We start from the raw sequence: 25,848 nt of genomic DNA on the forward strand, positions 1-25,848 counted from the left end.
GCTCCCTCAACCGGGTCCCCCGGTGTCCCGATCCCCTCCGTGGACACCGGTCGACCGACTGCCCGCCACCGGCGTGGGCACGACCCGGTGCGGGGGGAGCACCGTGCCCGCGCGCCCCCCTGCCCCTGCCCGGCCAACCGCCGCGGCGCGGACCCCCGAGGAGCTCGCCCGGGCGAAGGCGCGCGCGCGGGCCCTGGCCAGGAAGAAGGCCGCCGCCGCGCGCGCGCAGCGCAAGGCCGAGGCGAGGGCCCGCCGGGTGGCGGCCCTGCGCCGGTGGACGCACCGCACCGGTGCGGTCGGCAGTGCCCTGGCCGCCGTCCTCGTCGCCGCCGTCGTCGTCTCGGGCGTGCAGGGCGAGACCCCGGCGGCCGCCTCGATCGCCCTCGACCCGGCCGCCGCGGCGACCCAGCTGCGCGACGAGCTGACGGCCACGACCACCGACCTGCAGGCCGCCCGGGTGGCCGTCACCGCGGCCGAGAACGGGGTGGCCGCGGCGCAGACCGACCTCGCGTCCGCGCAGGCCGCACTCGCCACCGCCCGGGCCGCCGTCGGCAGCGGGGCGGGCGAGCTGTACCAGGACACCCCGGCCGACCGCGCGCTCGCCGCCGGCTTCCCCGCCGCTGCCGATCCCGCCCTCGCCGGGTCCCTCGCCGTCGCCGCCGAGCGGAGCGGCCGCCAGCTGGCCGCGCTGACGGTCACCGCCCAGGCCGCCGAGCGAGCCGTGCAGTCGGCCACCGCCCGCGCCGCCGGCGCCGACGCCGTGCTCACCGCCGCCCGCCAGCAGGTCGCCGCCGTCACCGACGCCGCCCACGAGCGGGCCACCGGGCTCGACCCGGCGGTGACCGTCGCCCTCGCCGGCCTGGTCGTCGCCCCCTCGCCGGCCGACCAGCAGGCCACCGACGCCGCTGCCCGCACCGCCTGGCAGACCCGGCTGGCCGCGCTGACGGCCGCCGGCGTCACCCTGCCCACCGCCCAGCAGCTGCTCGACGGCGACCTCCCGGGCGCGCTGACCCCGGCCCGCGACGCCTCGGGCGCCGTCGTGCCCGGGGTCGCCGCGGGTGTGGTCGACGGCGCGGTCGTCGACGTCCCGTCCGCCGAGACCGCGGCCGCGGTCAGCTACGCCTTCGCCCAGCTCGGCACGCCCTACCTGGCCGGCGGGACCAGCACCGCCGGCATCGACTGCGGTGGCCTCACCGCTGCCGTCTGGACCGCGGCCGGGACCGCCCTGGGCGCCGACCTGCCCGCCCAGTGGGCCGGCGGGACGGTCGTGACGGCCGACCGGCTGCAGGCCGGCGACCTGGTCTTCGGCGTGGACAGCGTCACCGGGCTGGACGACGTCGGCATCTCCGTGGGCGACGGCCTCGTGGTGACCGCTTCGGCGGTGCGCCACCAGGTCGTCGTCGCGCCCCTCCCCGAGGGGGCCACCGGCATCCGCACCACCGTGCCCTCCACCACCCCGAACGCGGTCCCGCCGGGCACCGGCGCGCTCCCGGCGACGTGCGGTGCGACGTCCGCGCCGGTGGCAGCGGCACCGGTCGACCCGGCCTGGGGCGGCTTCTCCAACGGGCGCATCCCGGCGTCCTCGCTGTGCCCGATCGGCGGTGGGCACCTGCTCCGCTGCGACGCGGCGGTGGCCTACACCGCGCTGGCCCAGGCCTTCCAGCAGGCCTTCGGCACGCCGCTGTGCATCACCGACTCCTACCGCTCCTACGACGCCCAGCAGGACGCGCACGAGCGCAAGCCGGGGATCACCGCGGTCCCCGGCACCTCGAACCACGGCTGGGGCCTCGCGGTGGACCTGTGCGGCGGCGTGAACGGCTTCGGCACCGCCCAGCACCAGTGGATGGACACCTACGCCGGGCACTTCGGCTGGGTGCACCCGGACTGGGCCCAGGCGACCGGCGAGAACCCCGAGCCGTGGCACTGGGAGTTCGGCCACCTCCTCGACTGACGACCGCAGCGGGCTCCACGGTGATCAGGTCACCTGATCACCGTGGAACGGACCTCACCAACGGTGCTGGGGACGGCGCACCACTGGTGCGGACGGCGAGCACCGACGCGGTGGCGCAGGACGTCGTCCACAGCGGGGACGGCTGTCCACAGAACGCGCCGCACCGTTCCGGCGGGGCCCCCGTGGACGCAGAGTTCGCCCGTGCACCCCTACCTCATCGCCGCCATGGAGCGGCACGGCGGCGTCTTCGCCGCAGCCGACGCCCTCGCCGTCGGCATGGACCGCGCTTCGATCCGCAGGCTGGTGGCCTCGGGAGAATGGCGGCGGATCCGGTACGGCATCTACACCACCGCCGCCCGCTGGCTGCAGCACGGGGTGGCCGGCACCACCCACGAGCTGGAGTGCGCGGCCGTCGTCCGCAGACTGGGGCGGCCCACCACCATCAGCCACACCTCGGCCGCGAGGTTGCACGGCCTCGTCGTCCCCGCCGAGGCGCCGACCGGTGTCTGGCTGACCGACGAGGAGCAGTTCCGGACCGGTACCGAGTACCGCATCCTGGAGGCCCCTCTCCCGGCGGAGGCCGTCGAGCCGCACGGCGCGTTGACCGTCACGTCGCTGGCCCGCACGCTCGCGGACGTCGGCCGGTACCGGGACATCGCGGACACCGTGGTCGCGGTCGACGACGCGCTGGCCGACGGCCGGGTGACACCGGCCGAGCTCACGGCGGCCGCCCTGGCCCAGACCCACTGGCGTGGTGCGGGCCGGGCGTCGACGGCGTTCGGCCTGTCGGCCGTCGGGGCGCACTCACCGCACGAGACCCGCACGAGACTGCGGGTGCGCGGATCCGGATTCCCCGCACCGATGCTCCAGGTGGCCGTGCTGCAGGGGAACCGGTTGGTCGCGGTGCTCGACATGTTCTGGCCCGAGTACCGGGTCTTCCTCAACTGCGACGGGAAGATCAAGGTCACCGACCCGTGGGGCGGGCGATCGGGGGCGGAGGCGGTCTGGCGGGAGAAGGCCCAGCACGACGAACTCGTGGACCTCGGGCTCCGCGGCTCCCACGTGAAGCCGGTCGACCTGCACGCCGGATGGCCGCTGAAGGTCGCCCGGCTCGAGCGGCTGTTCACCGAGCCCGTGCCCGCGCTGGTCGACGGGGTCCGGTTCGAGCAGTGGCAGGGCGGTCTCCGGGTGCCGGCCCGGGTCCTCCACCACGCCGCCTGATCGAGCCGGCCACCCGCACGAACGGGGCGCCACCCACACCACCATTGGTGAGGTCGGAACCCCGGTGATCAGGTCACCTGATCACCGGGAAGCGGGGAGCGTCAGGCCCAGGGGAGGTCGAGCACGTCGCGCCAGCTCAGGACGGCGCACGGCTCGACGGTCTCGCCGGCCAGCCGCTCGGCGACGGCGCGACCGGCCCACGCGACGGGCCGGCCCGGGGTGACGACGACGCTCCCCTCGGACAGCCGCAGGCCCAGGGCCGCCATGCGGGCCAGGATCTGCTCCGGTGCGCTGAGCGCAGCGGTCGCCAGGTGCGGCTGGTCGGCGTCCAGGAGCAGCACCGGGCCCTCGACGGTGCAGCGCACCACGACGTCGGCGGCCCGGGCGCGGGCGGCCTCGCGGATGCCGAGCACGTCGGCGGCTGCGCTGAACGGGTGCGGCGCCCAGCCCACGAGACCGGTCCGGCGCTGGACGGCGACCTGCCAGGCCAGGTCCCCGCCGCTGGTCCCGGTCCAGGCGAGGACGGCGATGCCGCGGCGGGCGGCCTCCGCGTCGGTGACCGGGCGCTCGTCCACCCAGCGGTCCAGGGCAGCGGCGAGGCCCGCGGGGCCGAGGTCCAGCTGGCTGCCGACCACCTCGTCGGCGAGGTCGGCGAGGTCCGTGCGCAGGGAGCGCTCGTCCTCCTCCACCTCCAGCCAGGGGTGGTGCGGGTCGTCTTCGTCGAGCACCAGGCGCAGGCCCGGCCGGCCGCCCGCCACGAGCAGCCGAGCGGCGTCCACGAGGTCGTCGAGGTCGCAGGTGCGGCGGTCCAGGCGGGGCAGCAGGCGCAGCGCCGACCCCAGGGCGGACACGGGTGGCGGGTCAGACGCTGCGGCCACCGGTGAGCGCAGCGCGCACCGGTGCCGGCAGCTCGGGCAGGCTGAGGGTGCAGGCGAGCTCCATGGCCGACAGCCGCACCGGGAGGGTGTCGGGGTCCCAGCCGGTCACCAGGCGCACGCGGGCGGCCGAGGAGGGCCAGACGACGTCGCGGGCCCGGGCCACGTGCAGCTCGGTGAGGACGTCGATGAGCCGGTCCGCGGTGCTCGCGGGCAGGTCGGCGCGGTCGAGGGCGGCGTCCAGCGCGACGGCGAGGGCATCCCGGTCCGCGGCCGACAGCCAGTGCGGCACCAGGACGACCCGGGTCTCCTGCTCGAACACCATCGACATCGCGGCCACGCTCCCGTTGCGTCCTCGGACGGCCCCTCGCGGCGCTTCCGTCCCACTGACCTCATCTATCGGCAGCGGGACGAGCTCATCAATCCGAGTCATCCGGCCAGTTCCAGCAGCCGGTCCTTGAGCACCCGCTCGGCCCGGTCGGCGTGCACGTTCATGTTCCGCACCGAGGTGCCGAGGTCGGCCGACAGCTGCGTCTTGGTCTGCCCGCCCCACGTCGTCAGGTACCAGGTGACCCAGCCCAGCACGTTGGGCTGGCCCGCGCGCTGGTCGGGGCGGGCGGTGACGTCGGGGGCGCATGCCGCGGTGAGGGCGTGGGAGAGCAGCGTCTGCTCGGCCTCCCCGAGGATCTCGTCGGGCGCCTGCGCGGTGTCGGGCAGCAGGTGGTCGGCACCGTCGGGCACGCCGTCCAGGGACTGCAGGTTGCGCAGCCCGTTCAGCGTCGCCACCGACTGGGCGTTCTTGCGCAGCACCGCCACGCTCTGCCCCAGCAGCTCGGCGAGCTCGCGCTCGGTGGGCCGGCGCTGGTGCTCGGTGACGAAGGCGGCGATCGCCTTCTGCTGCTTGTTCTCCGTGTCGGTCGCGGTCCGGCCGAAGGCGGCCCGGCCCAGGTCGTGCACCCACTTGGACAGCTGCGTGGCCAGGAAGGCGCCGAACGGGACGCCCTTGGTCTCGTCGTACTGCGCGACGGCCTTGAGGACCCACTCGCTGACCTGCTGCACGACGTCGTCGTTGTCCGGGATGTGCAGCCGGATCGTGCTCATGTTGCGCTGCAGCCGCTTCAGGCTGACCGGTCCGTAGTGCCGGCACAGGTCGGCCAGGAACTGCGGCGGGAGGTCGCGCGGGGCCCGGCGGCGGACGCCGCTCTCGGCGCGCAGACCGATCGTCCGGTGCCCGTGGACGGCGCACCAGTTCTTGACCAGCGCCGACAGCGTCGCCGCGGTGCCCGCGTCGCCGTCGACGCGGTAGAGGCCCTCGCCCTCGTCGAGGGTCACCGTGACCCCGGCGGGCAGCGCCTGGCGGAACTCCCCCAGCGGGAGCTCGCGCTCCGTGCGGAAGTGCACCCGGTCGCGCAGCGTGATCGGGGTGGAGGCCCAGGCCTCGTCCTCGGTGATGCCCCCGAAGACCAGGGGTGGGTGGGACCTGCGCTGCGGCTCGGACACCGGGTGACTCCTGTCGTCGGGTCGGGATCTCGGGGAAGACGGACCGCTCCGGCGCTGCCGGTGCGGTCCGCGGGATCGCGTCTCGGTGAGAGGACGAGGTGCGATGTCGTGCAGGTGGGGCGCTGACCCGCGAGGGGTCAGGCGCTGACGGCGCCGAGCACCTCGGACTGCCAGACCGGCGCCGCGGTCCAGGAGGTCCGGTCGCCGGCCCGCAGGAAGGGGGCCACGACGGCGCTCTCCTCTGAGGTGGGCTCGGTGGCGTACACCGGCATGTGGTCGTAGAGGACCGTGAAGAGGTCCGAGACGAAGCCGTAGGCGGCCTGCGCGGCCGGGCTGAACCGGGCCACCTCGAGGCGCGGGCCGAGGTCGACGGCGACGGTGATGCGCAGGACGCGGTCGTCCTTGCTCAGGCCGGCCAGGGCGACCGGCACGCCGGCGTGCTCGGTGGCCAGCTGGGCCAGGGCGACGAGGCACTTGCGGGCCGCGGCGCGCCGCGGGCGCAGCTGGACGTGCACGACCAGGTGGTCGGCGTCCTGCTCGGCGGACGCGTCGTCGTGCGCATCGTCGTGCGCATCGTGGTGCGCAAGGCCCAGCAGGGCACCGGCCCCGTGGATGGTGCCCTCGCCGGCGTCGTCCCGCTCTGCGGTCGCCGCGGTGTCGGTTGCGCTGTGTCGCATCTCCGTTGCCCCCTGTCACGTGCTTGAGGCAAGGATTGCGCACCGACGGGTCGGTCTTGAGCCGAATCGAGGTTCGTGTCGCCCAACTACAGACGATTTCGTGGGCAGATCACGCCAACGAACGGACCGCCGTGTCGCCGGTGTCGACGGCCTTCGGCGTGCTTGCCGTCGGGGACCGGGTGCCGCCCAGGGCAGCGGTGAGCGCACCCACCGCGTCGGCCGCCACCCGGACGGCCAGCCGACGCGCGGCGGCGATCTGCTCGTAGACCTCCTCGCGGTGGATGGACACCTCGCGGGGGGCCTTGAAGCCGAGCCGGACGGTGTTGCCGCGGACCTCGACGACGTGCACCTCGATGTCGTCTCCGATGCGGATGGTCTCGCCGATGTTGCGGGTGAGCGTGAGCACCTGGACCCCTCCATGGGTGTCGGTGACCGGCCGGTCCCGGCCGGGGGCGAGCGCGACCTGCGCCGTCTCCCCCATGATCGGCATCCTGGCAACAGGGCCGGTCACCACTGGGGTCAGCGGGGCAGGGCGGGTCGATGAGCTACCTGAGGTAGTCCACCAGCGATGTCTGGATCGTGCTGGCCGTGACCTGCAGGGCCGCGTTGTAGGCGGTCTGCCGGACGGTGAGCTCCAGGTACGTCTTGGCCTGGTCGATGTCCTCGGCCTCGGACAGGGTGCCCTTGATGGTCAGCGCCTGGCTGGCGTTGATCGAGGCCACCTGCTCCAGCCGGGAGGTGCGCACCCCGACCGTGGCCCGGGCATCGCTCATCCGCTGCGCCGCGGTGTCGATCTGCGCGAGCCGCCCCGACAGGGCGGACGGGTTGGTCGCCAGGTCGCCGACGATGGTGCTCAGCAGGTCGAACACGTTGGACCCGTCGGCCCCGAAGGCGTCGGGACCGGCTGTGCTGGTCTGCACCGTCTCGCTGGGCGAGACCCGGACGTCCTGGGTCAACCCCGTGCGGCCGACGTAGGCACCGGTGGCGTCGTAGGCCGCGGTGCCCGACGTGGCGCCCCCGAAGACGGGGACGCCGCCGACGGTCCGGTTGGCCACGGCGATCATCCCCTCCTTGATGCCGGCGATCTCGGTGGCGATGGCCGCGTTGCCCCCGGTCGAGGTGGCACCGGTGTTCGCCGCCGCCGTGACCAGGTCGCGGACCCGGGCGAGCAGGCTGCCCATCGACCCCAGGGCCGAGTCGGCGGCCGTGAGCGTCGAGGTGGCCGTCGAGATGTTGGCGGTGTACTGGTCGTTGGCCGTCAGGTCCGCGCGGGAGCGCATCGCCGTCGACGTCCCGGTCGGGGAGTCCGAGGGCTTGGTGATCGACTTCCCGGACGAGATCTGCTCGTTGAGCTTGGCCAGCGCCGAGAGGTTGGTCTGCATGCCGCGGGCGCTGTTCTCCGCGATGGCGCGATGGGTGATGCGCATCAGGTCACCTGCCGACCAATCCGGTCTTGTTGATCAGGACGTCGAGCATCTCGTCCATGGCCGAGATGACCCGGCCCATGGCGGCGTAGGACTGCTTGAAGGTCAGCATGTTCGTCATCTCCTCGTCGAGGCTCACCCCGCTAATCGACTGCCGGGAGGCGTCGATCTGGGTCACGATCGCCTCGGAGGACGCGGCGGTGGCGGTGGCCGCCGCTGCCGAGACCCCCATCCGCGTGATCATCGAGCGGTAGGTGGCGTCCGGGCCGGTCGTGGACTGCGCGAGCTGGGCGATCTTGTCGGCGTTGCCGCCGTCGGCCGCGGCCTTGCCCTGGGCGTCCAGGCCGGTCACCTTGGAGGCGGCCAGCAGGTTGCCGTCGGTGAAGGCCAGCGCGATGTTCGCCGCGGTGACCGTCGTGCTGCCGTCGGTGGTGCCGAACAGCGGCGTCCCCGGGTTGCCGTTCTTGTCGCCGCCGGCGACCTGGAGGGCGTTCACCGACGACGCGATCGAGGCGGCCACGGTGTCCAGCTCGGTGCGCAGACCCGGCAGGACCGAGTTCAGGGCCGTGACCTGACCGCCCATCTGCCCGCCCGCGGATATCTGCCCACCGGGGGTAGCCCACAGGGCGACCGTCCCCGTGGCCCCGCCGGGCGAGGCAGCCGGACCGGTGAAGGAGACCGTGCTCGCGTTCTTGCCCGACACCAGGGTCGCCCCGCCGACGACGACGTCGACGCTGCCGTCCTCCTTCGGGATCCCGGTGGCCCCGATGGTGTCGGCGAGCGTGCCGATGAGGACGTCCCGCTTGTCCTGGAGCTCGTTGGAGTCCAGGCCGTTGGCGGTGGCGGCCATGATCGAGCGGTTGAGCTCGGCGATCTGGGTCGTCGCGGAGTTCACGACGGTGAGCGAGTCGGCGACGTCCACCCGGGTGGAGTTCCACTGGGCGTCCAGCGCCTTGGCCGTGCTGGTGAGGCTGTTGACCACCGAGCCGCTGGCCGCGATGACCGCGGTGCGGGCAGCCGGCTCGGTCGGGGTGCTGGCCAGCTGGCCCCACTTGGCCCAGGAGGAGCTCAGCGTGCTCGACAGCCCGGTGGTGCCCGGCTCGTTGAACGACAGCTCGGCCTGCGACCAGGTCGTGTCCAGCGCTGCGGCCTGGGCCGAGATCCCGTGCTCGAGCTGCCCGCGGCGCTCGAGGAAGGCGTCCCGGATCCGGGTGACCTTGTCCGCCGTCACGCCCTCGCCGACGCCGGAGGACGTCGCGTAGAGGCCGGAGATGGAGGACGCGGACAGCGACTGGAGGTCGGCGCGCTGCCGGGTGTAGCCGACGGTGGCCGAGTTGGCGACGTTCTGCGCGGTGACCTCGAGGGCCCGCTGCTGGGCCGACAGCGCGTGGGAGGCGACCCGCAGCGCGGAGAAGCCGCTCACAGCGAGCCGTCCAGGGTCATCGAGCGGCTGTCGCGACCGGCGGTGCGACCGTTCGCCGTGTAGGTGCGGGTGCCGTCGGGACGGACCGACTGCAACGCCTGGTCGATGGCGGCGAGCCCCTGCTGGACGAGCTCCCGGTTGGCGTCGGAGAGCCCGCGCAGGTCGGCCACCAGCAGCAGCAGGGCCTCGTGGTGCTTGACCAGCAGGTCGTCCCACGGCGCCGGGGCGTGTGCGGCGATGGTGCGCAGCGAGGGGTCGGCGTCCAGGCCCAGGCCGGCCGCGATCACCTCGCCGACCGCGGCGCGCTCCACCTCGAGGGTGCGCAGCTGCTCGAGGACGACCTCGATCTCGTGCGCGATCCGGGGCAGCCAGCGGTTCTTGCCGGAGATGATCAGGTACTGCTTCTCCTCGGCCTTGAAGAGGAGCAGGTCCAGGAGCTCCTGCTCGCGCCAGAGCAGGGTCGACAGGTGCTGGAAGTCCACCGCGTGCTCCTCTCGTCGTCGCCGTCCCGCGGTGCGGCTGCACCCCGGTTCTCGACGATTGCTTCGGCAGCACCCCCGAGGGGCTCAAGTCGAAGCACGAAGTTGCCGAGAGGGGGTCAGGTGTGACGCCTGGGACGCCGAGATAGAGCTTCGTGAACCCCCCTCGCCCGTCGCCTCCCCCGGCGGGTCCTGCAGCGCGGCGCAGCGATGCCGATGCGCTGGTCACCGCGCACCTGGCCCTGGCCCAGTACGCGGTGAACGCCGTCGCCGCACGGATCTCGCTGCCGGCCCACGTCAGCCGCGACGACCTGCTCTCCTGCGCGCAGGTCGCGCTGGTCGAGGTCGCCCGCCGGTTCGACCCGGCCGCCGGGGCCACCTTCGCGACCTACGCCCTCCCCCGCCTGCAGGGCGCTGTCCTCGACGAGCTCCGGTCCGGCGACTGGGCCAGCCGCTCGGTGCGCGCAGCTGCCCGCCGGTCCGACGCGGCGGCCGACGTGCTGGCCGCCCGGTTGGGCCGCCCCCCGACGCGGGCCGAGCTCGCCGCCGAGCTCGGGGTGCCCACGCAGGAGCTGTCCGCCCTGCAGGTCGACGTGCACCGTGCCGTCCTGGTCAGCATCGACGCCGAGACCAACGACGAGGGCGGGACGTTCGACCTGCCGTCGCCCGGGGACTCCCCCGAGCGCGCCGTGGTCAACAGCGAGCGGGCCCGTCACCTCCACGAAGCGCTGGCCGCGCTGCCCGACCGGCTCGGCGAGGTGGTCGAGCGCAGTTTCTTCGGTGACGAATCACTGACCGACATCGCGGTCGACCTCGGGGTGACCCTCTCCCGCGTCTCGCAGATGCGTGCCCGGGCGCTGACCCTGCTGCACGCCGCGATGAGCGAGGTGTGGGAGGGCCGGGCCGTCGTCGCCGCCGGCGGTGTGCGGGCCCGCAACCAGCAGACCAGCTACGTGCAGCAGGTCGCCACCCGCAGCCGGCCGCACGTCGGCCGGGCCATGTACCCCCCGCCGCCGCGCTCCGGGGCGGCGGTGCGGGCGGCCTTCCACCGGCCCGCCTGACCATCTCCCCGACGTGGGGAGAACGGCCGGGAAAAGTCGGGATTACGACTCAAGACCCGACCCCCACCAGCCGTTACCACTTCTGCACGGCCCGCAGCACGGATGCAGCGGGAACCATCCAGCAGCCTTAATCCAGGAGGATCACCATGGGCATGCGCATCAACACCAACACCGCGGCGATGAACGCCTACCGCAACCTGTCGGTCAACGACTCCGCGATGAACAAGTCGCTGGAGAAGCTGTCGTCGGGTTTCCGCATCAACCGCGCTGCGGACGACGCGGCCGGGCTGGCCATCTCCGAGGGCCTGAAGTCCCAGATCGGTGGCCTCAAGGTCGCCGTCCGCAACACCCAGGACGGCGTCAGCGTCGTGCAGACCGCTGAAGGTGCGCTGGCGGAGACCACCAGCATCCTGCAGCGCATGCGCGACCTGTCGGTGCAGGCCTCCAACGACGGCGGTCTCTCGACCGACGCCAAGAAGAACATCCAGTCCGAGATCGGCCAGCTCAACTCCGAGCTGAACCGCATCTCCACGACCACGAAGTTCAACGGCAAGGCCCTGCTCGACGGTTCCTACACCGGCACCTTCCAGGTCGGCGCCAACGCCAACGAGACCATCAGCGTCGGTGTCGGCACGGCCATGGACGCCGCCAGCCTGGGCGTCGCCGGCATCAACGTGACCGGCACCGCCGGTGCCTACGGGGCCTCGGCCGCCTCGGGTGCCGCGCTGACCACCTTCACGACGAACGCGACCTCCGCGGCGTCCGGCTCGGTGGCCTTCACCGCGTCCGGTGCCTCCTCGGCCGCGATCGCCTTCACCGCGGGTGGTTCGGCGACCGACGCCATCGCCGTGGCCGAGTTCGACCGTCTCGACGGCACGATCTCCTTCGGCGGCAAGTCGTTCAACCTGGGCTCGGTGGACTACACCGGCGTCACGGCGGCCAGTGCCGCCCTGGCCAAGTTGAACACCGCGGCGAAGAGCGCCCTGGGTCTGTCCACCAACCCGTTCACCGTCGGCACCGACACCTCGCAGCTGAACTTCGGCGTCCGCGAGGCCGTGGCCGGCTACACCGGCACCGGCGGCATCGCGCTGGGCGGGGCGACGGCGACCGCGCAGAACATCGCGGCGGCGACCCCGACGTTCAGCCAGGCGTCCGGGGCGAGCGACGCGATCGCCAAGCTCGACACGGCCATCGCGAAGGTCTCCTCGCAGCGTGCCGACCTCGGTGCCCTGCAGAACCGGTTCGAGCACACCACCGCCAACCTGAACGTGGCCGTGGAGAACCTGACCGCCAGCAACTCGCGCATCGTCGACGTCGACATGGCGTCGGAGATGACCGAGTTCAGCAAGAACCAGATCCTGGTCCAGGCCGGCACCTCCATGCTGGCCCAGGCGAACCAGTCCTCGCAGTCGGTCCTCAAGCTCCTGCAGTGAGCTGAGGCGGGAGGAACACCCGCAGCACAGCACTCCCGGTGAGGGGGGTGGCCACCAGGCCACCCCCCTCACTGCTGTTGCCACCCCACCCGGACGGGTTGGTGCACGCACTCGGCTCAAGTCCGGGCGCGGGACGCCGATCACCACAGAGCACACCGATGACGGAACGGGAACGGAGAGGACAGCGACATGGTCACCCTGGGAGTCGACGGGCTGGTCTCCGGCCTCGACACGACATCGATCATCACCAACCTGATGAGCGTGGAGGCGCAGCCGCAGACGCTGCTGAAGAGCCAGCTCTCCGCCACGCAGGCCAAGGCGACGGCCTACCGGACGGTGAACACCCGCTTCGACGCCATCCGCTCCGCCGCGGAGGCGCTCACCAGCACCAGCCTGGCCGCGGCCCGGTCGGCGAGCAGCACGAACTCGACGGTGACGGCCAGCGCGACGAGCAGCGCGGTCGACGGCTCGAGCGTCAGCTTCCGGGTCGAGCAGCTCGCCACGGCCAAGCAGGTCACCAGCCTCGAGAAGTGGTCCTCCCCGACCGCCCGGGCCGACGAGCAGCCCAAGCCGGTGTGGCCGATCAAGGTGCTCGACAGCACCGGTGCCACCGTGGGCTCGATCGTGATCCCGGCCAACGCGACGCTCACCGACGCCGTCAGCGCGATCAACGCCAGCGGGTACGGCGTGCACGCCACGATCGTCCAGCTCGCGGCGAACCAGTTCCGGCTCCAGGTGAGCAGCGACGGGACCGGGACCGACGGCGCACGCACGCTGCAGGGTGCCGACGAGACCGCCGACGACCCGCAGTCGCAGACCGTCGGGACCGCCGAGTCGGGGTTCCAGCGCAGCCGGGACGCCGTCAACGCCCAGATCTCGATCGACGGCACCGGCTACGTCCGGGAGTCCTCCACCAACACCTTCGCCGACCTGATGACCGGGGTCTCGGTGACGGTCAGCAAGGCCGACCCCACCGCCACCTCGCCCACCACCATCAGCGTCGGGGTGGACGGCTCGGCCATCGCGGCCAAGGTCAAGGCCCTGGTCGACGCCGCCAACGGCGCGCTGGGCGTCATCAAGGGGTACACGGTGTCCACCGCCGGCTCCGCCGTCGCGACCCTGCAGGGCGACCGCGCGCTGGTGCAGCTGGGCGACTCGGTCATGGACGCCGTCTCCTCCGCGATCGGCGGCAAGAGCCTGAGCACCTTGGGGCTGCAGCTGAACAAGGACGGCACGCTCTCCTTCGACAGCGGGAAGTTCACCGCCACGCTGGCCAGCGACCCCACCACGGTGAACCGGTTGCTCAGCGGGGTGCCGGCGACCACGACCGACGGCGTCACCACGGCTGCGGTTCCCGGCTTCGCCGACAAGATCGCCGCCCTGGCCAAGGCGGCCAGCAACTCCTCCACCGGCACGCTGGTGCAGCTGGCCAACGGCAGGGACACGCTGGCCAACGCCATCCAGGACAAGATCGACGGCTGGGACATCCGCCTGGCCAACCGCAAGGACACGTTGACCAAGCAGTTCACCGCGCTCGAGACGGCGCTGTCGACGATCAAGAACCAGGCCTCCTGGCTCAGCTCGCAGATCAACCAGCTGTACAACCCCAACAAGTCGTCCTGACCGCACGCTCCCCCGACGCCCAGGAGATCCCCGAATGACCGCCGCCCTGCGCGCCCGCTTCGTCAACGAGTCGGTCGCCACCGCCTCGCCGCAGCGACTGCTCGTGATGCTCTACGACCGGCTCGCCCTGGACCTGCAGCGGGCGCAGACCGCGCTCGGCGAGGGCGACCGGGTGGGCGCCAGCGAGCTGCTGATGCACGCGCAGGACATCGTCCTGGAGCTGCACAGCACCCTGCGGGTTGAGGAGTGGGACGGCGGCCCGGCCCTGTCCTCGCTCTACAACTGGATCTACGGGGAGCTCGTGCTGGCCAACGTCAAGGGCGACGCCCGCCGGGTGGCCGACTGCCGCACCGTCGTCGAGCCGCTGCGCGACGCCTGGGCCGAGGCCGCGGCGATGCTGGCCTCCGGTTCGGCATGAGTCTGTCCGCGCTCTCGGGCGTGGGCGGCCAGGACTACCGACCCGCGCCGGCCGTGCAGGCCGAGGACGCCGGCGGGGGCGGTGGTCGCCGGCACGCCGACCGGCAGCCGCAGACCTGGTCGGAGGCCCTCGACGAGATCGAGGACGACACCCACCGGGCCGAGACCACCCTGGCCCACGCGACCCCCGAGGAGATCGCGGCCTGGGGACGACGGTCCAGCGACTGGGTCCCGCCCTCGGGCCTGGGCCCCCTGCCCGCCGACCTGCGCGAGCGGGCCGCCCGGCTGCTGCAGCACCAGCTGGCCGTGGCCGAGGCCCTGGTCGAGGGGATCACCCAGTCCCGCCGGCAGCGCGACCTCGCCGCCCGGATGTCCCAGGCACCGTCCCGCCCCACCTCGTCGTTCATCGACCGCCCGGTCTGACCCCGGCCGGCACCACCCGGTTCGGCCAGATCCACCAACGCACCCCGCAGCGCCCACCGCGCTGTGGGGTGTTTTGTCGTTGCGGACCCGATCAGGGCACACAACTCAACATCAGCGAGCCGGTGCCGATGGTGGAGTCACAGCCACATCCGTCCCGCTGACCCACCGCGCACCGGCCGTCACGCACGTCGCCACGGTCCCGGTGGTCATCATGGGCCTCTCGACTGCCGATGAAGCGTGCACGCGGCGGACCACCTCACCGAGGTCCGCCCGGGACGCCGGAGGCTCGAGACATGTACCGCTGCACCCCCTGTCGGGCGGCCACCCGATGATCGCGATCTCGGACCGGACGATGACCGCGCTGCACGCCGCCCTGAGCGGTCTCTCGCAGCGTCAGCGGGTCAGCAGCGACAACATCGCCAACATCAACACCCCCGGTTTCCTCGCCGGCCGGACCGACTTCGAGTCCACGCTGCGCTCCGAGATCGCCGACGGCACCACCCCGACGATCTCCGGCGGCACGGTCAGCCGGTCGCTGGCCGCCACGCGGACCGACGGCAACAACGTCGACCTGGACTCCGAGACCGTCATCGCCACCGAGACCGGCCTGCGCTACCAGCTCGCCATCTCCGCCCTGAACGGCAAGTACGACCTGCTGAGCGCCGCGATGAGGACCTCATGAGCACGTTCGACGCACTCCGCATCGCGGGGTCCGGGATGACGCTGCACCGCAAGTACCTCGACGCGGTCTCGGACAACATCGCCAACATCAACACCGCCGCGGCACCCGACCAGGAGGCGTTCAAGGAGCGCTTCGTGGTCGCCCAGGCCGTGGACTACGGATCGGGCACCGGCGGTGTCCGGGTCGCCGGGGCCGCGTTCGGCAGCTCCGAGGGCAAGCTCGTCTACTCCCCCGACAACCCGCTCGCCGACGAGGGCGGGTACGTGCGGATGCCCGACATCGACCTGGGCACCCAGATGACGAACATGATGATCGCCCAGCGCGGCTACCAGGCCAACATCAGCGCGATCTCCCGGGCCACCGAGGCCTACAACGCCGCTCTCTCGCTCGGGAAGAACCTGTGACCATCAACCCGCTCGCCCTGTCCGGCGGCTCCGGCACCGGCGTCTCCTCCGGCTACTACAACAACGGGGTCAGCAACAGCGTCCCGTCCACGGACATCAGCGGCCTGCTCACCGGCGGCATCGCCGGCCTGGGCAGCAGCACCGGGACGACGTCCACGACCGCGGTGCCGAGGACGGCGGACGGCAGCTCGTTCGCCGACATCCTGACCAGCTCCATCGGGCAGCTGCAGGGTCTGCAGAGCACGGCCGACACCTACGCCGTGCAGGCCGCCACCGGTGACCTGCAGGACGTCAGCGACTACATGATCGCGGCCAACGAGGCCAAGCTCGCCACGACCGCGACGGTGACCATCAAGAACAAGGCCGTCGAGGCGTTCAACGAGATCATGAGGATGCCGGTCTGATGCCTCCTGCCCTCGCCGCCCAGCTGGACCGCGTCCGCACGACGCTGGCCACCATGACCTTCCAGCAGAAGGCCCTCGCCGGTGTCCTCGTGCTGGGCCTGGCCCTGGGCTCGTTCTTCTTCGTGCGCTGGGTGACCACGCCGACCTACGAGCCGCTGTTCTCCAACCTGTCGGCGGCCGACGCGTCGGCGATCACCGACGAGCTGGACGCCGAGAGCGTGGACTACCAGCTGCAGGGCACCGGCACCATCCTGGTCCCCAAGGACCAGAAGGACGCCCTGCGGCTGACCATCGCCGGCAAGGGGCTGACCCCCGAGGCCGGCAGCGACAGCGGCTACACGCTGCTGGACGAGCAGGGCATCACCACCAGCGAGTTCCAGCAGCAGACGACCTACCAGCGGGCCCTCGAGGGCGAGCTCAACAACACCCTCGAGGCGATGAACGGCGTCACGACCGCCATCGTGCACATCGCCATGCCCAAGGACGAGGTCTTCGTCACCGACACCAGCGACCCCACCGCCTCGGTCCTGCTGGACCTGGCCCCCGGCACCGAGCTCTCGGGCCAGCAGGTGACCTCGATCGTCAACCTGGTCTCCTCCAGCATCAGCGGGATGAAGCCGGCCGACGTGACGGTCACCGACCAGAACGGCAGCCAGCTGTCCGCCGGCACCTCCGGCGCCAGCACCGACAGCCAGGCCGACGCGACCTCGACGTTCCAGAACACCCTGCAGGCCAACGCCCAGCGGTTCCTGGACCAGGTGCTGGGTGCCGGCAACGCGATCGTCACCGTGGCCGCGACCATGAACTTCGACCAGAGCCAGAGCACCGCGACCACCTACACCTACCCGACCCCGCTCCCGGCGACGTCGGAGGCCAGCCAGTCCGAGACCTACACCGGCACCGGTGGCGGCGCGGCCGGTGTCCTGGGCACCGACGGGACCTCCGGCACGACGTCGGGCAGCGACGGCTCGTACAACAAGACGAACACCACGACCAACAACCCGATCGACACCACGGTCACCAACACGGTGTCCGCGCCGGGGCAGGTCGAGCGGCTGACCGTCGCCGTGGCCGTGAACTCCGCCGACGGCACCGTCGTCCCCAACGGCACCATCCAGGACCTGGTCAGCCAGGCCGTCTCCCTCGACCCCGCCCGCGGGGACCTGATCACCGTCTCGTCGATGGCGTTCAACACCACCGCCGCCGAGAGCGCCCAGGCCGACCTCGCCGCCGCCGACGCCGCCGCCCAGAGCGAGCAGATGTGGTCGCTGGTCAAGACCGGCGTGATCGTCGGCGGTCTGCTCCTCGTCGTCCTGCTGGTCTGGCTGCGCAACCGCAAGAAGAAGGGCGACCTGGACGAGGACTACGAGGCCTACGACGACGAGCTCGACGTCGACCCCCTGCAGATCCCCAGCACCCGCGACGCCCGCCTCGACCTGCGCACCGCCGAGGCCATCGAGGCCCTCGAGCGCCAGCGCCTGCGCGGTGAGATCACCACCATGATCGAGGCCCAGCCCGACCAGGTGGCCTCGACCCTGCGCGGTTGGCTGGCCGAGAGCCGCACATGACCCTCGTGAGCGTCGAGCAGATGGCGGGGCTGGAGCCCGGGGGCGACCCCGACCGGGCTCCGGTCCGCGTGCCCCGGCGCGACCTGTCCGGCCTCCGCAAGGCCGCCCTCTTCCTGGCCCAGATGAGCCGCGAGGAGGCCGGCGCGGTCATGGCGCAGCTGACGGCGGCCGAGATCGACGCGCTGACCGGTGAGCTCATGCGGCTCAAGGACGTCGCCCCGGTGGACGTCCAGGACGTGCTGTTCGAGTTCCACGACCGGATGGTCAACCCGCCGGCGCTGGGCTCGGGCGGCGTCGACTTCGCGCGCGAGGCCCTCACCGCGGGGCTGGGCGACGCCGAGGCCGAGGCCGTCCTCGGTCGGCTGCAGACCGTCTACGTGGACCCGCCCTTCACCGGGCTGCGCAACGCCGACACCCGTCAGCTGCTGTCGTTCCTCCGCGAGGAGCACCCGCAGATCATCGCGCTGGTGCTCGCGCACCTGCCCGCCCCGCAGGCCGCCGAGCTCATGAGCCGGTTGCTGCCGGAGCGGCAGGCCGACGTCGCGCTGCGGATCGCCATGATGGACCGCACCTCCCCCGAGGTCGTCCGCCTGGTCGAGGACGAGATCAGCCGGCGCATGGGATCCCTCCTGGCCAGCCCCGAGCTGTCCTCCGCGGGCGGCGTCGAGACCCTGGTCGAGATCATCAACCGCGCCTCCCGGCCCACCGAGAAGTCGATCCTGGAGTCGCTGGCCAGCACCGACCCGGACCTCGCCGAGCGCGTGCGCTCGCAGATGTTCCTGTTCGAGGACATCGTCATCGTCGACGACCGGTCCATGCAGCTGGTCCTCCGCGAGGTGGCCGCCGCCGACCTGGCCGCCGCGCTCAAGGGCGTGCGGGACGACGTCCGCGACAAGGTCATGCGCAACCTGTCCGAGCGCGCGGCCCTGGACCTCCAGGACGAGATCGAGCTGCTCGGCCCGGTCCGCGCCGCGGCGGTCGGCGAGGCGCAGGCCCGCGTCGTCGCGGTCCTCCGCACGATGGAGGAGTCCGGTCAGATCGTGATCGACCGAGGGGGTGACGACGATCTCATCGCCTGAGGGAGCCGTGCTGCGCGGGGCGTCGACCGCCCGGGCCGTGGCCTGGGACCGCTCCGCGGGCCCGGGCCGACCGGTCCGGCTCGCCCCGCCCCGGGTGGACCGCCCCGTGCTGGCCCGCACCGACCCCGACGGCCAGTCGGCGGTCCTGCGGGCCGGGGAGGCGGCCGACGCCGTCACCCGCGTCGCCGAGCGGCGCACGACCGCACCCGGTGGACGGCGGGCCGGCGACGTCCCGGCCCCCCGGCTGGAGGAGGTCTACGCCGCCGAGCTGCACCGGCTCCGCGAGCAGGCCCGCGCCGAGGGCTGGGCGTCCGGGCACGCCGAGGGGCTGGCCGCCGCCGGCGCCGCGGTCGCGCGGGTCGAGGCCGAGGCGGCCGACCGGCTGGCCCAGACCCAGCAGCGCTGGGAGTCGCGGATCGCCTCGACCGTCGCGGCCCTCACGGCGGCGTGCGCGCAGGTCGACGCCGCGCCCCCGCTGGGCGGCGAGGAGCTGGACCAGCTGCTGCTCGGCGCGACGCTGACGCTGGTCGAGGAGATGTTCGCCCGGGAGCTGGTGCTCAGCACGCAGCCCGGGGTCGACGCCCTGCGTCGCGCCCTGGCGCTGAGCCCCGAGGACGGACCCACCGTGGTGCGGCTGAACCCCGACGACCTCCAGCGGATCCCCGCACCGGTCCTGGCCCAGCTGCCCGGCTCGGTCCGCGTGGTGCCCGACCCGCGGGTGGAGCCGGCCGGCGCGGTCGCCGAGACCGGGGTCTGCCGGGTCGACGCCCAGCTGGGCCCGGCGCTCGACCGCGTCCGCGAGGTGCTGCGCGCATGAGCGTGTCCGACGTCCTCGAGCGGGCCCGCGCCGCCGCCCGACCGCTGTGCACCGGGACGGTGACCGGTGCGATGGGCCTGACCATCTCCGTCGAGGGGGTCACGGCCGCGGTCGGCGACGTCGTCGAGATCGGTTCGGGAGGAGTCGGCCCCGGTCACGGGTTGCTGCGCGCCGAGGTCGTGGCCCTGCACCGCGACCGGCTGACCTGCATGCCGCTGGGCGAGGTGGCCGGGGTGCACGTCGGGTCCCGGGTCCGTCCCACCGGGGCCCCGCTGCAGGTGCCGGTCGGCGACGCCCTGCTCGGCCGGGTGCTCGACGGCCTGGGCCGCCCGGTGGACGGCGGTCCCCCGCTGGCCGGCCGGGCCCGGTGGGTCGACCTCGCCACGCAGACCCCGCACGCGCTGACCCGCACCCGGGTGCAGCACCCGCTCTCCTTCGGCGTCCGCGCACTGGACACCCTGGTGCCCGCCGGTCGCGGTCAGCGGCTGGGGATCTTCGCCGGGTCCGGCGTCGGCAAGTCGACCCTGCTGGCGCAGATCACCCGCGGCACCGACGCCGACGTCCGGGTCATCGGGCTGATCGGCGAGCGTGGCCGTGAGGTCCGCGAGTTCCTCGAGGAGAACCTCGGCGCGGAGGGGATGCGCAACACCGTCGTGGTGGTCGCCACCTCCGACGAGCCCCCGCTGGTCCGCCTGCGGGCGGCGTTCGTGGCCACCCGGATCGCCGAGGACTTCCGCGACCAGGGCCGCGACGTCCTGCTCCTCATGGACTCGATCACGCGCACGGCCATGGCCCAGCGCGAGGTCGGCCTCTCGGCCGGGGAACCGCCGGCCACCCGCGGCTACCCGCCGAGCGTGTTCGCGATGATGCCCAAGCTGCTGGAGAAGGCCGGCACCGGCGCGGTGGGCTCCATCACCGGGCTCTACACGGTGCTGGTCGAGGGCGACGACCACAACGAGCCGATCGCCGACACCGCCCGCTCGATCCTCGACGGCCACGTGGTGCTCACCCGCCAGATGGCCACGGCCGGTCACTTCCCGGCCATCGACGTCCTGGAGTCGATCTCCCGGGTCGCCTCGGCGGTCACCGCACCGCACCGCATGGCCGACGCCCGCGAGGCCCGGCGGCTGCTCGGGGCGCTGCGCGACGCCCGCGAGCTCATCGAGATCGGCGCCTACACCGAGGGCAGCGACCCGCTCGTCGACCGGGCCCGTGTGCTCGAGCCCCAGCTCACCGGGTTCCTGCGGCAGTCGGTCGAGGACACCACCGCCCCCGACGAGGCCTGGGACGCCCTGCACCGCATCGTGACGGGCTCGTGAGCCGGGCGCCGTTCCGGTTGCAGTCGGTGCTCGAGCTGCGGCGCGCCCAGGAGCGCACCGCCGCCCTCGCCGCGGCCGAGGCCGAGCGGGCCGCGGCCCGCCACGAGCAGCACGCCGCCGACGTGGCCCGCTCCCTGGGCGCGGCGGCCGTGCCCCAGGGGCTGACCGGCGCGGGCTTCGTGGCCACCATGGTGGGGATGGCCGCCCTGGCCGCCGATGAGGTGGATGCCCGGGCGACCGCCCGGGCCACCGCCGAGCAGGCCGCGGCGGTGCGGGCGACCTGGACCGCGGCGGCGCAGGCCACCAAGGCGCTGGAGCGGCTGGCCGAACGGCACCGCCTGGCGGCGGTCCGCGCGGAGCTGGCCGCCCAGGAGCGGGCGGCGGACGACGTCGTCACGGGCCGGTACCGGTCCAGGAGCAGCGAGGAGGACGCGTGGAGGGACTGACCGCCGTCCAGAGCCGGATCTCGGAGATCCAGAGCCGCATGGCGTCCTTCGCCGCCGGCGGACCGAACGCGGCGTGGCTGTCCGCGGCGTCGGCCGCCGGCCTCACGACCTCGGCCACCACCGCGTCGTCGGCGACCACCGCCGCGGTCGGCACGTCGGCCGAGACGTCGGTGGTGCAGGCCGCGCAGAACTACCTGGGGGTGCCCTACCTCTGGGGCGGGACCGACCCGACCAAGGGCCTGGACTGCTCCGGCTTCACCCAACGCGTCTACGCCGACCTCGGCATCAGCATCCCCCGCACCTCCAGCCAGCAGGCCACCGCCGGGACCGCCGTCGCCTCCCTCGCGGACGCCCGCCCCGGCGACCTCGTCTTCTTCGACAACAGCTCCGCCCGCGCCGGCATCGACCACGTGGGCATCTACCTCGGGAACGGGAAGATGATCGCCGCACCGCAGGAGGGGGACGTCGTCAAGGTCCAGGACGTCGGCACCCCCACCGTCATCCGCCGCATCCTGCCCACCACGACCGCGACCACCAGCTCGTCGTCGGCGGGCGGGGGGCTGTCCGGCGTCCCCTACAGCGACCTGTTCACCGCCGCCGCGGCGAAGTACGGGGTCTCGGCCTCGGTGCTGGCCGGCATGGCCAAGGTCGAGTCGGGGTTCGACACCACCGCGGTCAGCGGTGCCGGGGCGCAGGGCCTGATGCAGTTCATGCCGTCGACCGCGGCCGGGCTCGGGGTGAACCCGCTCGACCCCGCCTCGGCCATCGACGGCGCGGCCAAGTACCTCAGCCAGCTCACCGCCCGCTTCGGCTCCACCGACCTGGCGCTCGCGGCCTACAACGCCGGGCCCGGCGCGGTGGCCTCGGCCGGGGGCATCCCGCCCTACCCCGAGACGCAGAACTACGTCCGCAAGGTCACCGCGGCCGCGGCGGCCTACGCATGACCGCCTCCGTCGGGCTGCCGGTCGGACCACCCGCGGCCGGCCCGGCCGCGCCGAGGTCGGCGCCCCCCGGGGCGCGACCCGGGTTCGCGGGGGTGCTGCACCAGGTCACCGCAGGGCAGGACGACGCCGACCGGCAGGACGCCACCGGGCGGAGGGACCCCGTGTCCGGCCCCGCGGACGACGAGGCCGGCGACCCCGCCGACGACCAACCCGTCCAGGCGGACGCGACGACCGCCACGGCCGGCCTCACCGGGTCCGGTGTGCCGCCCTGGCTGCAGCTCGCCCTGCGTGCCTCGGCCGTCGGGCCGGCGGCCGGAGCCCCCACCGCGGTGGCGGTCGACGGGCTCGCGTCCACCGCGCCCGTGGCCGCCGGCGTCGTCGGCGCCACCCCCGCCCCCGCGGTCGAGGTGCTCCCCGGGCCCCTGGGCGCGGCGGTCCCGACGGCGGGACCCTCCACCGTGGGCCCCGCGCCCACCACCGCACCGATGTCCGGGCCGGCCGCCGACCCCGTCGCCGACCCGACCGCCCCGGCGGCGGCGGATCGACCCCCGGGCCCCGGCACCGCGCCGGTGGCCCTGCCGGTCCCGACCCTCTCCCCGGCCGCACCGCCGGGGACCGCAGCGCCCGCGGCGCAGCCCACCGGTGGGGCCCCCGCGCAGGTCGACCCCACCCTCGTCCTGCCGGCCGGCCCGACGACCACCGGCGACGTCCCCGCGGTGGACCCGGCCGGCCCGGTCACCGCCGACGGCGTCAGCGCCGCGGCGGTGCCCGCACCGGGTGCCACCACGTCCCAGCAGGGGGCCGGGACCAGGTCCGGGCCCGCCGACGGCCGGCCGGCCCCGAGCCCCCTCCCGGCGCCGGGCGCGGTCACCGGCTCGGCCGCGGCCGATGCACCCGCTGCCCCGGCCACGGCCGAGCCAGCGGCCGCCCCGGTCGAGGACCTGTCCGTCGACGGCGGCCAGCCGCTGCCCGCCGCGCCCCCCGCACCGTCGGTCCCCGCCGCACCCCAGTCCGCCGCCCCCGCGCCCACCGGTCCGGCCGATCCCCCGGTGGCCGCCCAGCTCGCCCCCCAGATCACCACGCTCACCAGCACCGACGGCAGCCACTCGGTGACCGTGGTGCTGGCGCCCGAGTCCCTCGGCGAGGTGCACGTCCAGCTGACCGTGACCGGTGACCAGGTCACCCTGACGCTGGCCTCGGCCCACGAGCACAGCCGGCACGCCCTGGCCGAGGCGCTCCCCGAGCTGCGCCGCGAGCTCGCGGCCTCCGGGCTCACGCTCACCGGCGCCGACGTGTCCGCCGACGTGTCCGCCGACACCACCGGCAGCGGCTCCCCCGGGAGCCAGCCGGGGACGGCGTGGGCCCAGCAGCAGGGCTCGGGCGCCCGCCCGGCCCCACCCGGGGCCTGGTCGCAGGTACCGACCGTGCGCGGGACTGCCGATGAGGACGGTGACACCACCCTGCTCGTCCGTCACACCAGCACCGGCTCGACGTCCCCCGGCGTCGACGTCCGCGTCTGAGAGGAACACATGACCCTCAAGGTCAGCGCCGACGCGTCCATCCTGGCCGCAGCGCAGAGCTCCGCCACGACCACCGCCGGCACCACCGGCATGGACAAGGACACGTTCCTCAAGCTGCTGGTCGCGCAGATGAAGTACCAGGACCCCCAGAGCCCGACCGACTCCAGCGCCTTCATCACCCAGACGGCCGCCTACTCCCAGGTCGAGGCCCTGCAGGCGCTGTCGGACCAGAACGCCTCGATGCTCGCCATGCAGCGGGCCACGACCGCGGGCGCCCTGGTCGGCAAGTCGGTGAGCTACCTGGCCACCGACGGCACCACCGTCAAGGGCACGGTCAGCTCGGTCACCATCGCGACCGACTCCACCGAGGCCCAGGCCACCGTCGGCGGGACGTCCATCCCCGTCAGCCGGCTCACCGCCATCTCCGCCTGACCCAGCTCTCCCCCGACCCCAGGAGCCACCCGTGCTGCGTTCGATGTTCTCGGCCATCTCCGGCCTGCGTGCCCACCAGACGAAGATGGACACCGTCGCGAACAACATCGCGAACGTGAACACCGTCGGCTACAAGAGCACCAACACGGTGTTCGAGACCACGCTCACCCAGGTGCTGCGCGACGGCAAGAGCCCCGACAGCATCACCGGCGGTGCCAACCCGGCCCAGATCGGCCTGGGCGTCAAGCTCGCGGCGATCACCACGAACTTCGGCCAGGGCAAGACGCAGAACACCGACCGCGCGCTGGACTTCATGATCCAGGGCGACGGGTTCTTCGTGACCAAGGACGGCAACCAGCAGCTCTACACCCGGGCCGGCTCGTTCTCCTTCGACGGCACCGGCAACCTGACCACCGCCGACGGGGCGGTGCTGCAGGGCTGGATGGCCGACGCCCAGGGCCAGGTCAACACCGGCGGCCCGCTGCGCGACCTGCAGGTCGCCTACGGCGCGACCAAGCAGCCGAAGGCCACCGACGGCACCACGATCGCCGGCAACCTGGCCTCGGGCACCGCGACCGGCGGCACCAAGTCCTTCCAGCAGGACATGTACGACGCCCAGGGCACCAAGCACACGGTCACCTTCACCTACACCAAGGTCGCCGCCGCGGCTGCTGCGCCGCCGGCTCCCGCCGTCCCGGACAACGCGTGGGACATGGCGATGAGCGAGGGTGCCACGAACTACGGCACCCAGCGGGTGGTCTTCGGCGCCGACGGCAAGGTGTCCACGGTGGGCGGCGCGGCCGCCACCTCCGCCACCTTCAACCCGACCTGGGTCGGCGCCGACCCCGTCGTCGCCGACCTGTCCAACCTGAGCCAGTTCGCCACCGGCGCCGAGGTCAACGCCACGGTGCAGACCGGCTACGCCTCGGGCAGCCTGAACAGCTTCGCGCTGGCCAACGACGGCACGATCATCGGCGTCTACTCCAACGGTCAGCGGCAGGCGATCGGCCAGCTGGCGCTGGCCACGTTCAACAACCCCAGCGGCCTGGTCAACATGGGCAACACCAGCTACGCCATCGGCGACAACTCGGGCAACGCGCTGATCGGCACCGCCGGCACCGGCTCGCTGGGGTCGCTGTCCTCGGGCGCGCTGGAGATGAGCAACGTGGACCTCTCCGAGGAGTTCACCGGCCTGATCATCGCCCAGCGCGGGTTCCAGGCGAACAGCCGCGTCATCAGCGCCTCCGACGAGCTGCTGCAGGACCTGGTCAACCTCAAGCGCTGACCGACGGCCGGCCGGTAGGCGGCCCGGTCATCCCGAGGGGATGACCGGGCCCTTGCCCTTCAGAGAGCGGTCCGGCGCGCCGAAGACATGTGTGCGCCACCCACGACGACGACCTGGAGACACCGGTGATCTGCCTGACCCGCCTGAACGGGGAGCCGTTCGCGCTCAACCCCGATCTGATCGAGCGGGTCGAGGCACACCCCGACACCGTCATCTCGCTCAACGACAACGTCCGCTTCCTGGTCCGCGAGAGCCTGCACGAGGTGCTGGTCGCCATCCGCGACTGCCGCGCCGACGTGCTGGCCACCGCCTACGCCATGGACCGCGGCACCCACGCCCGCCCGCTGATGAGCGTCACCGTCGACGACGAGCACGACTGCGACCCCACCGGGGACGGCGACCACGCCGTCCTGCCCTTCCCCCACCGCGAGGAGCGCTGAC

The 25,848-nt window shown here is 73.5% G+C and carries 28 protein-coding genes; 20 read left to right on the top strand and 8 right to left on the bottom strand.

Features of this window, described 5'->3' with window-relative positions:
• The first annotated feature begins 103 nt into the window (after positions 1-103).
• Complete coding sequence (locus BLS67_RS01615) at positions 104-1,951, top strand: D-alanyl-D-alanine carboxypeptidase family protein (protein WP_131801654.1); 1,848 nt, start codon at positions 104-106, stop codon at positions 1,949-1,951.
• 201 nt (positions 1,952-2,152) lie between these two features.
• A complete protein-coding gene (locus BLS67_RS01620) occupies positions 2,153-3,172 on the top strand; it encodes a type IV toxin-antitoxin system AbiEi family antitoxin domain-containing protein (protein WP_091238418.1) in 1,020 nt (339 codons plus the stop codon).
• A gap of 101 nt (positions 3,173-3,273) precedes the next feature.
• On the opposite strand, the gene BLS67_RS01625 is transcribed toward BLS67_RS01620, so the two are convergent.
• The 8 genes from BLS67_RS01625 to BLS67_RS01660 all read right to left on the bottom strand — a co-directional run bounded on the left by BLS67_RS01625 (position 3,274) and on the right by BLS67_RS01660 (position 9,553).
• Positions 3,274-4,023 carry a hypothetical protein gene (locus BLS67_RS01625; protein ID WP_091238421.1) on the bottom strand — a complete coding sequence of 250 codons (750 nt, stop codon included), beginning with the start codon at positions 4,021-4,023 and terminating at the stop codon, positions 3,274-3,276.
• Positions 4,024-4,033: 10 nt separating this feature from the next.
• Positions 4,034-4,378: a hypothetical protein gene (locus BLS67_RS01630; protein ID WP_091239212.1), complete on the bottom strand. Its 345-nt coding sequence runs from the start codon at positions 4,376-4,378 to the stop codon at positions 4,034-4,036.
• A gap of 98 nt (positions 4,379-4,476) precedes the next feature.
• Positions 4,477-5,547, bottom strand: a complete 1,071-nt coding sequence (locus BLS67_RS01635) for a sigma-70 family RNA polymerase sigma factor (RefSeq protein ID WP_091238424.1) — start codon at positions 5,545-5,547, stop codon at positions 4,477-4,479.
• Between the two features lie 137 nt (positions 5,548-5,684).
• On the bottom strand, positions 5,685-6,224 hold the full coding sequence (locus BLS67_RS01640) for a hypothetical protein (protein WP_091238427.1): 540 nt from the start codon (positions 6,222-6,224) through the stop codon (positions 5,685-5,687).
• A 109-nt stretch (positions 6,225-6,333) separates the two neighbouring features.
• Positions 6,334-6,705 carry a carbon storage regulator CsrA gene (gene csrA / locus BLS67_RS24660; protein ID WP_479723808.1) on the bottom strand — a complete coding sequence of 124 codons (372 nt, stop codon included), beginning with the start codon at positions 6,703-6,705 and terminating at the stop codon, positions 6,334-6,336.
• 64 nt (positions 6,706-6,769) lie between these two features.
• Positions 6,770-7,651: a flagellar hook-associated protein FlgL gene (gene flgL / locus BLS67_RS01650; RefSeq protein ID WP_091238430.1), complete on the bottom strand. Its 882-nt coding sequence runs from the start codon at positions 7,649-7,651 to the stop codon at positions 6,770-6,772.
• Positions 7,652-7,655: 4 nt separating this feature from the next.
• Positions 7,656-9,071 (bottom strand): flagellar hook-associated protein FlgK, encoded by a 1,416-nt coding sequence (gene flgK, locus BLS67_RS01655; RefSeq protein ID WP_091238433.1) that lies wholly within the window; start codon positions 9,069-9,071, stop codon positions 7,656-7,658.
• Positions 9,068-9,553: a flagellar protein FlgN gene (locus tag BLS67_RS01660; RefSeq protein WP_091238436.1), complete on the bottom strand. Its 486-nt coding sequence runs from the start codon at positions 9,551-9,553 to the stop codon at positions 9,068-9,070. The genes flgK and BLS67_RS01660 overlap by 4 nt, the downstream gene beginning before the upstream one ends.
• 152 nt (positions 9,554-9,705) lie before the next feature.
• Between BLS67_RS01660 and BLS67_RS01665 the strand changes: the two genes are divergently transcribed.
• The 18 genes from BLS67_RS01665 (at position 9,706) to BLS67_RS01750 (ending at position 25,847) form a co-directional block, all read left to right on the top strand.
• Positions 9,706-10,611: a sigma-70 family RNA polymerase sigma factor gene (locus BLS67_RS01665; RefSeq protein ID WP_091238439.1), complete on the top strand. Its 906-nt coding sequence runs from the start codon at positions 9,706-9,708 to the stop codon at positions 10,609-10,611.
• Between the two features lie 146 nt (positions 10,612-10,757).
• The gene (locus tag BLS67_RS24665) at positions 10,758-12,044 is read left to right on the top strand and encodes a flagellin N-terminal helical domain-containing protein (RefSeq protein WP_091238442.1); all 1,287 of its coding nucleotides are present in this window, start codon (positions 10,758-10,760) and stop codon (positions 12,042-12,044) included.
• Between the two features lie 189 nt (positions 12,045-12,233).
• Complete coding sequence (gene fliD / locus BLS67_RS01675) at positions 12,234-13,667, top strand: flagellar filament capping protein FliD (RefSeq protein WP_091238445.1); 1,434 nt, start codon at positions 12,234-12,236, stop codon at positions 13,665-13,667.
• A 34-nt stretch (positions 13,668-13,701) separates the two neighbouring features.
• Positions 13,702-14,085: a flagellar export chaperone FliS gene (gene fliS, locus BLS67_RS01680; protein ID WP_091238448.1), complete on the top strand. Its 384-nt coding sequence runs from the start codon at positions 13,702-13,704 to the stop codon at positions 14,083-14,085.
• Positions 14,082-14,507 (top strand): hypothetical protein, encoded by a 426-nt coding sequence (locus BLS67_RS01685; protein ID WP_207500169.1) that lies wholly within the window; start codon positions 14,082-14,084, stop codon positions 14,505-14,507. The genes fliS and BLS67_RS01685 overlap by 4 nt, the downstream gene beginning before the upstream one ends.
• Positions 14,508-14,835: 328 nt before the next feature.
• Positions 14,836-15,189, top strand: coding sequence for a flagellar basal body rod protein FlgB (gene flgB, locus BLS67_RS01690; RefSeq protein ID WP_091238451.1), 354 nt, complete (start codon positions 14,836-14,838; stop codon positions 15,187-15,189).
• Positions 15,186-15,593, top strand: a complete 408-nt coding sequence (locus tag BLS67_RS01695; RefSeq protein ID WP_091238454.1) for a flagellar basal body rod protein FlgC — start codon at positions 15,186-15,188, stop codon at positions 15,591-15,593. Before flgB ends, BLS67_RS01695 begins: the two co-directional genes overlap by 4 nt.
• A complete protein-coding gene (gene fliE / locus BLS67_RS01700; protein ID WP_242653708.1) occupies positions 15,590-15,997 on the top strand; it encodes a flagellar hook-basal body complex protein FliE in 408 nt (135 codons plus the stop codon). Before BLS67_RS01695 ends, fliE begins: the two co-directional genes overlap by 4 nt.
• A complete protein-coding gene (fliF, locus tag BLS67_RS01705) occupies positions 15,997-17,565 on the top strand; it encodes a flagellar basal-body MS-ring/collar protein FliF (RefSeq protein ID WP_091238457.1) in 1,569 nt (522 codons plus the stop codon). Before fliE ends, fliF begins: the two co-directional genes overlap by 1 nt.
• Positions 17,562-18,644 carry a flagellar motor switch protein FliG gene (gene fliG / locus BLS67_RS01710; protein WP_091238459.1) on the top strand — a complete coding sequence of 361 codons (1,083 nt, stop codon included), beginning with the start codon at positions 17,562-17,564 and terminating at the stop codon, positions 18,642-18,644. Before fliF ends, fliG begins: the two co-directional genes overlap by 4 nt.
• A 7-nt stretch (positions 18,645-18,651) precedes the next feature.
• Positions 18,652-19,461 (top strand): FliH/SctL family protein, encoded by an 810-nt coding sequence (locus tag BLS67_RS01715; protein ID WP_109504713.1) that lies wholly within the window; start codon positions 18,652-18,654, stop codon positions 19,459-19,461.
• The gene (locus BLS67_RS01720; protein WP_091238463.1) at positions 19,458-20,780 is read left to right on the top strand and encodes a FliI/YscN family ATPase; all 1,323 of its coding nucleotides are present in this window, start codon (positions 19,458-19,460) and stop codon (positions 20,778-20,780) included. The genes BLS67_RS01715 and BLS67_RS01720 overlap by 4 nt, the downstream gene beginning before the upstream one ends.
• Positions 20,777-21,226, top strand: a complete 450-nt coding sequence (locus tag BLS67_RS01725) for a hypothetical protein (protein ID WP_091238466.1) — start codon at positions 20,777-20,779, stop codon at positions 21,224-21,226. Before BLS67_RS01720 ends, BLS67_RS01725 begins: the two co-directional genes overlap by 4 nt.
• Positions 21,214-22,170 carry an NlpC/P60 family protein gene (locus BLS67_RS01730; RefSeq protein ID WP_091238470.1) on the top strand — a complete coding sequence of 319 codons (957 nt, stop codon included), beginning with the start codon at positions 21,214-21,216 and terminating at the stop codon, positions 22,168-22,170. The genes BLS67_RS01725 and BLS67_RS01730 overlap by 13 nt, the downstream gene beginning before the upstream one ends.
• On the top strand, positions 22,167-23,690 hold the full coding sequence (locus tag BLS67_RS01735) for a flagellar hook-length control protein FliK (protein WP_091238473.1): 1,524 nt from the start codon (positions 22,167-22,169) through the stop codon (positions 23,688-23,690). The genes BLS67_RS01730 and BLS67_RS01735 overlap by 4 nt, the downstream gene beginning before the upstream one ends.
• A gap of 9 nt (positions 23,691-23,699) precedes the next feature.
• A complete protein-coding gene (locus tag BLS67_RS01740) occupies positions 23,700-24,122 on the top strand; it encodes a flagellar hook assembly protein FlgD (protein WP_091238476.1) in 423 nt (140 codons plus the stop codon).
• Between the two features lie 31 nt (positions 24,123-24,153).
• Positions 24,154-25,407: a flagellar hook protein FlgE gene (locus BLS67_RS01745; RefSeq protein WP_091238480.1), complete on the top strand. Its 1,254-nt coding sequence runs from the start codon at positions 24,154-24,156 to the stop codon at positions 25,405-25,407.
• Positions 25,408-25,496: 89 nt separating this feature from the next.
• A complete protein-coding gene (locus BLS67_RS01750) occupies positions 25,497-25,847 on the top strand; it encodes a flagellar FlbD family protein (RefSeq protein ID WP_242653710.1) in 351 nt (116 codons plus the stop codon).
• Position 25,848 lies beyond the last annotated feature (1 nt).

It is taken from the genome of Klenkia soli (genome assembly GCF_900103975.1).
Taxonomy (GTDB): Bacteria; Actinomycetota; Actinomycetes; order Mycobacteriales; family Geodermatophilaceae; genus Klenkia; species Klenkia soli.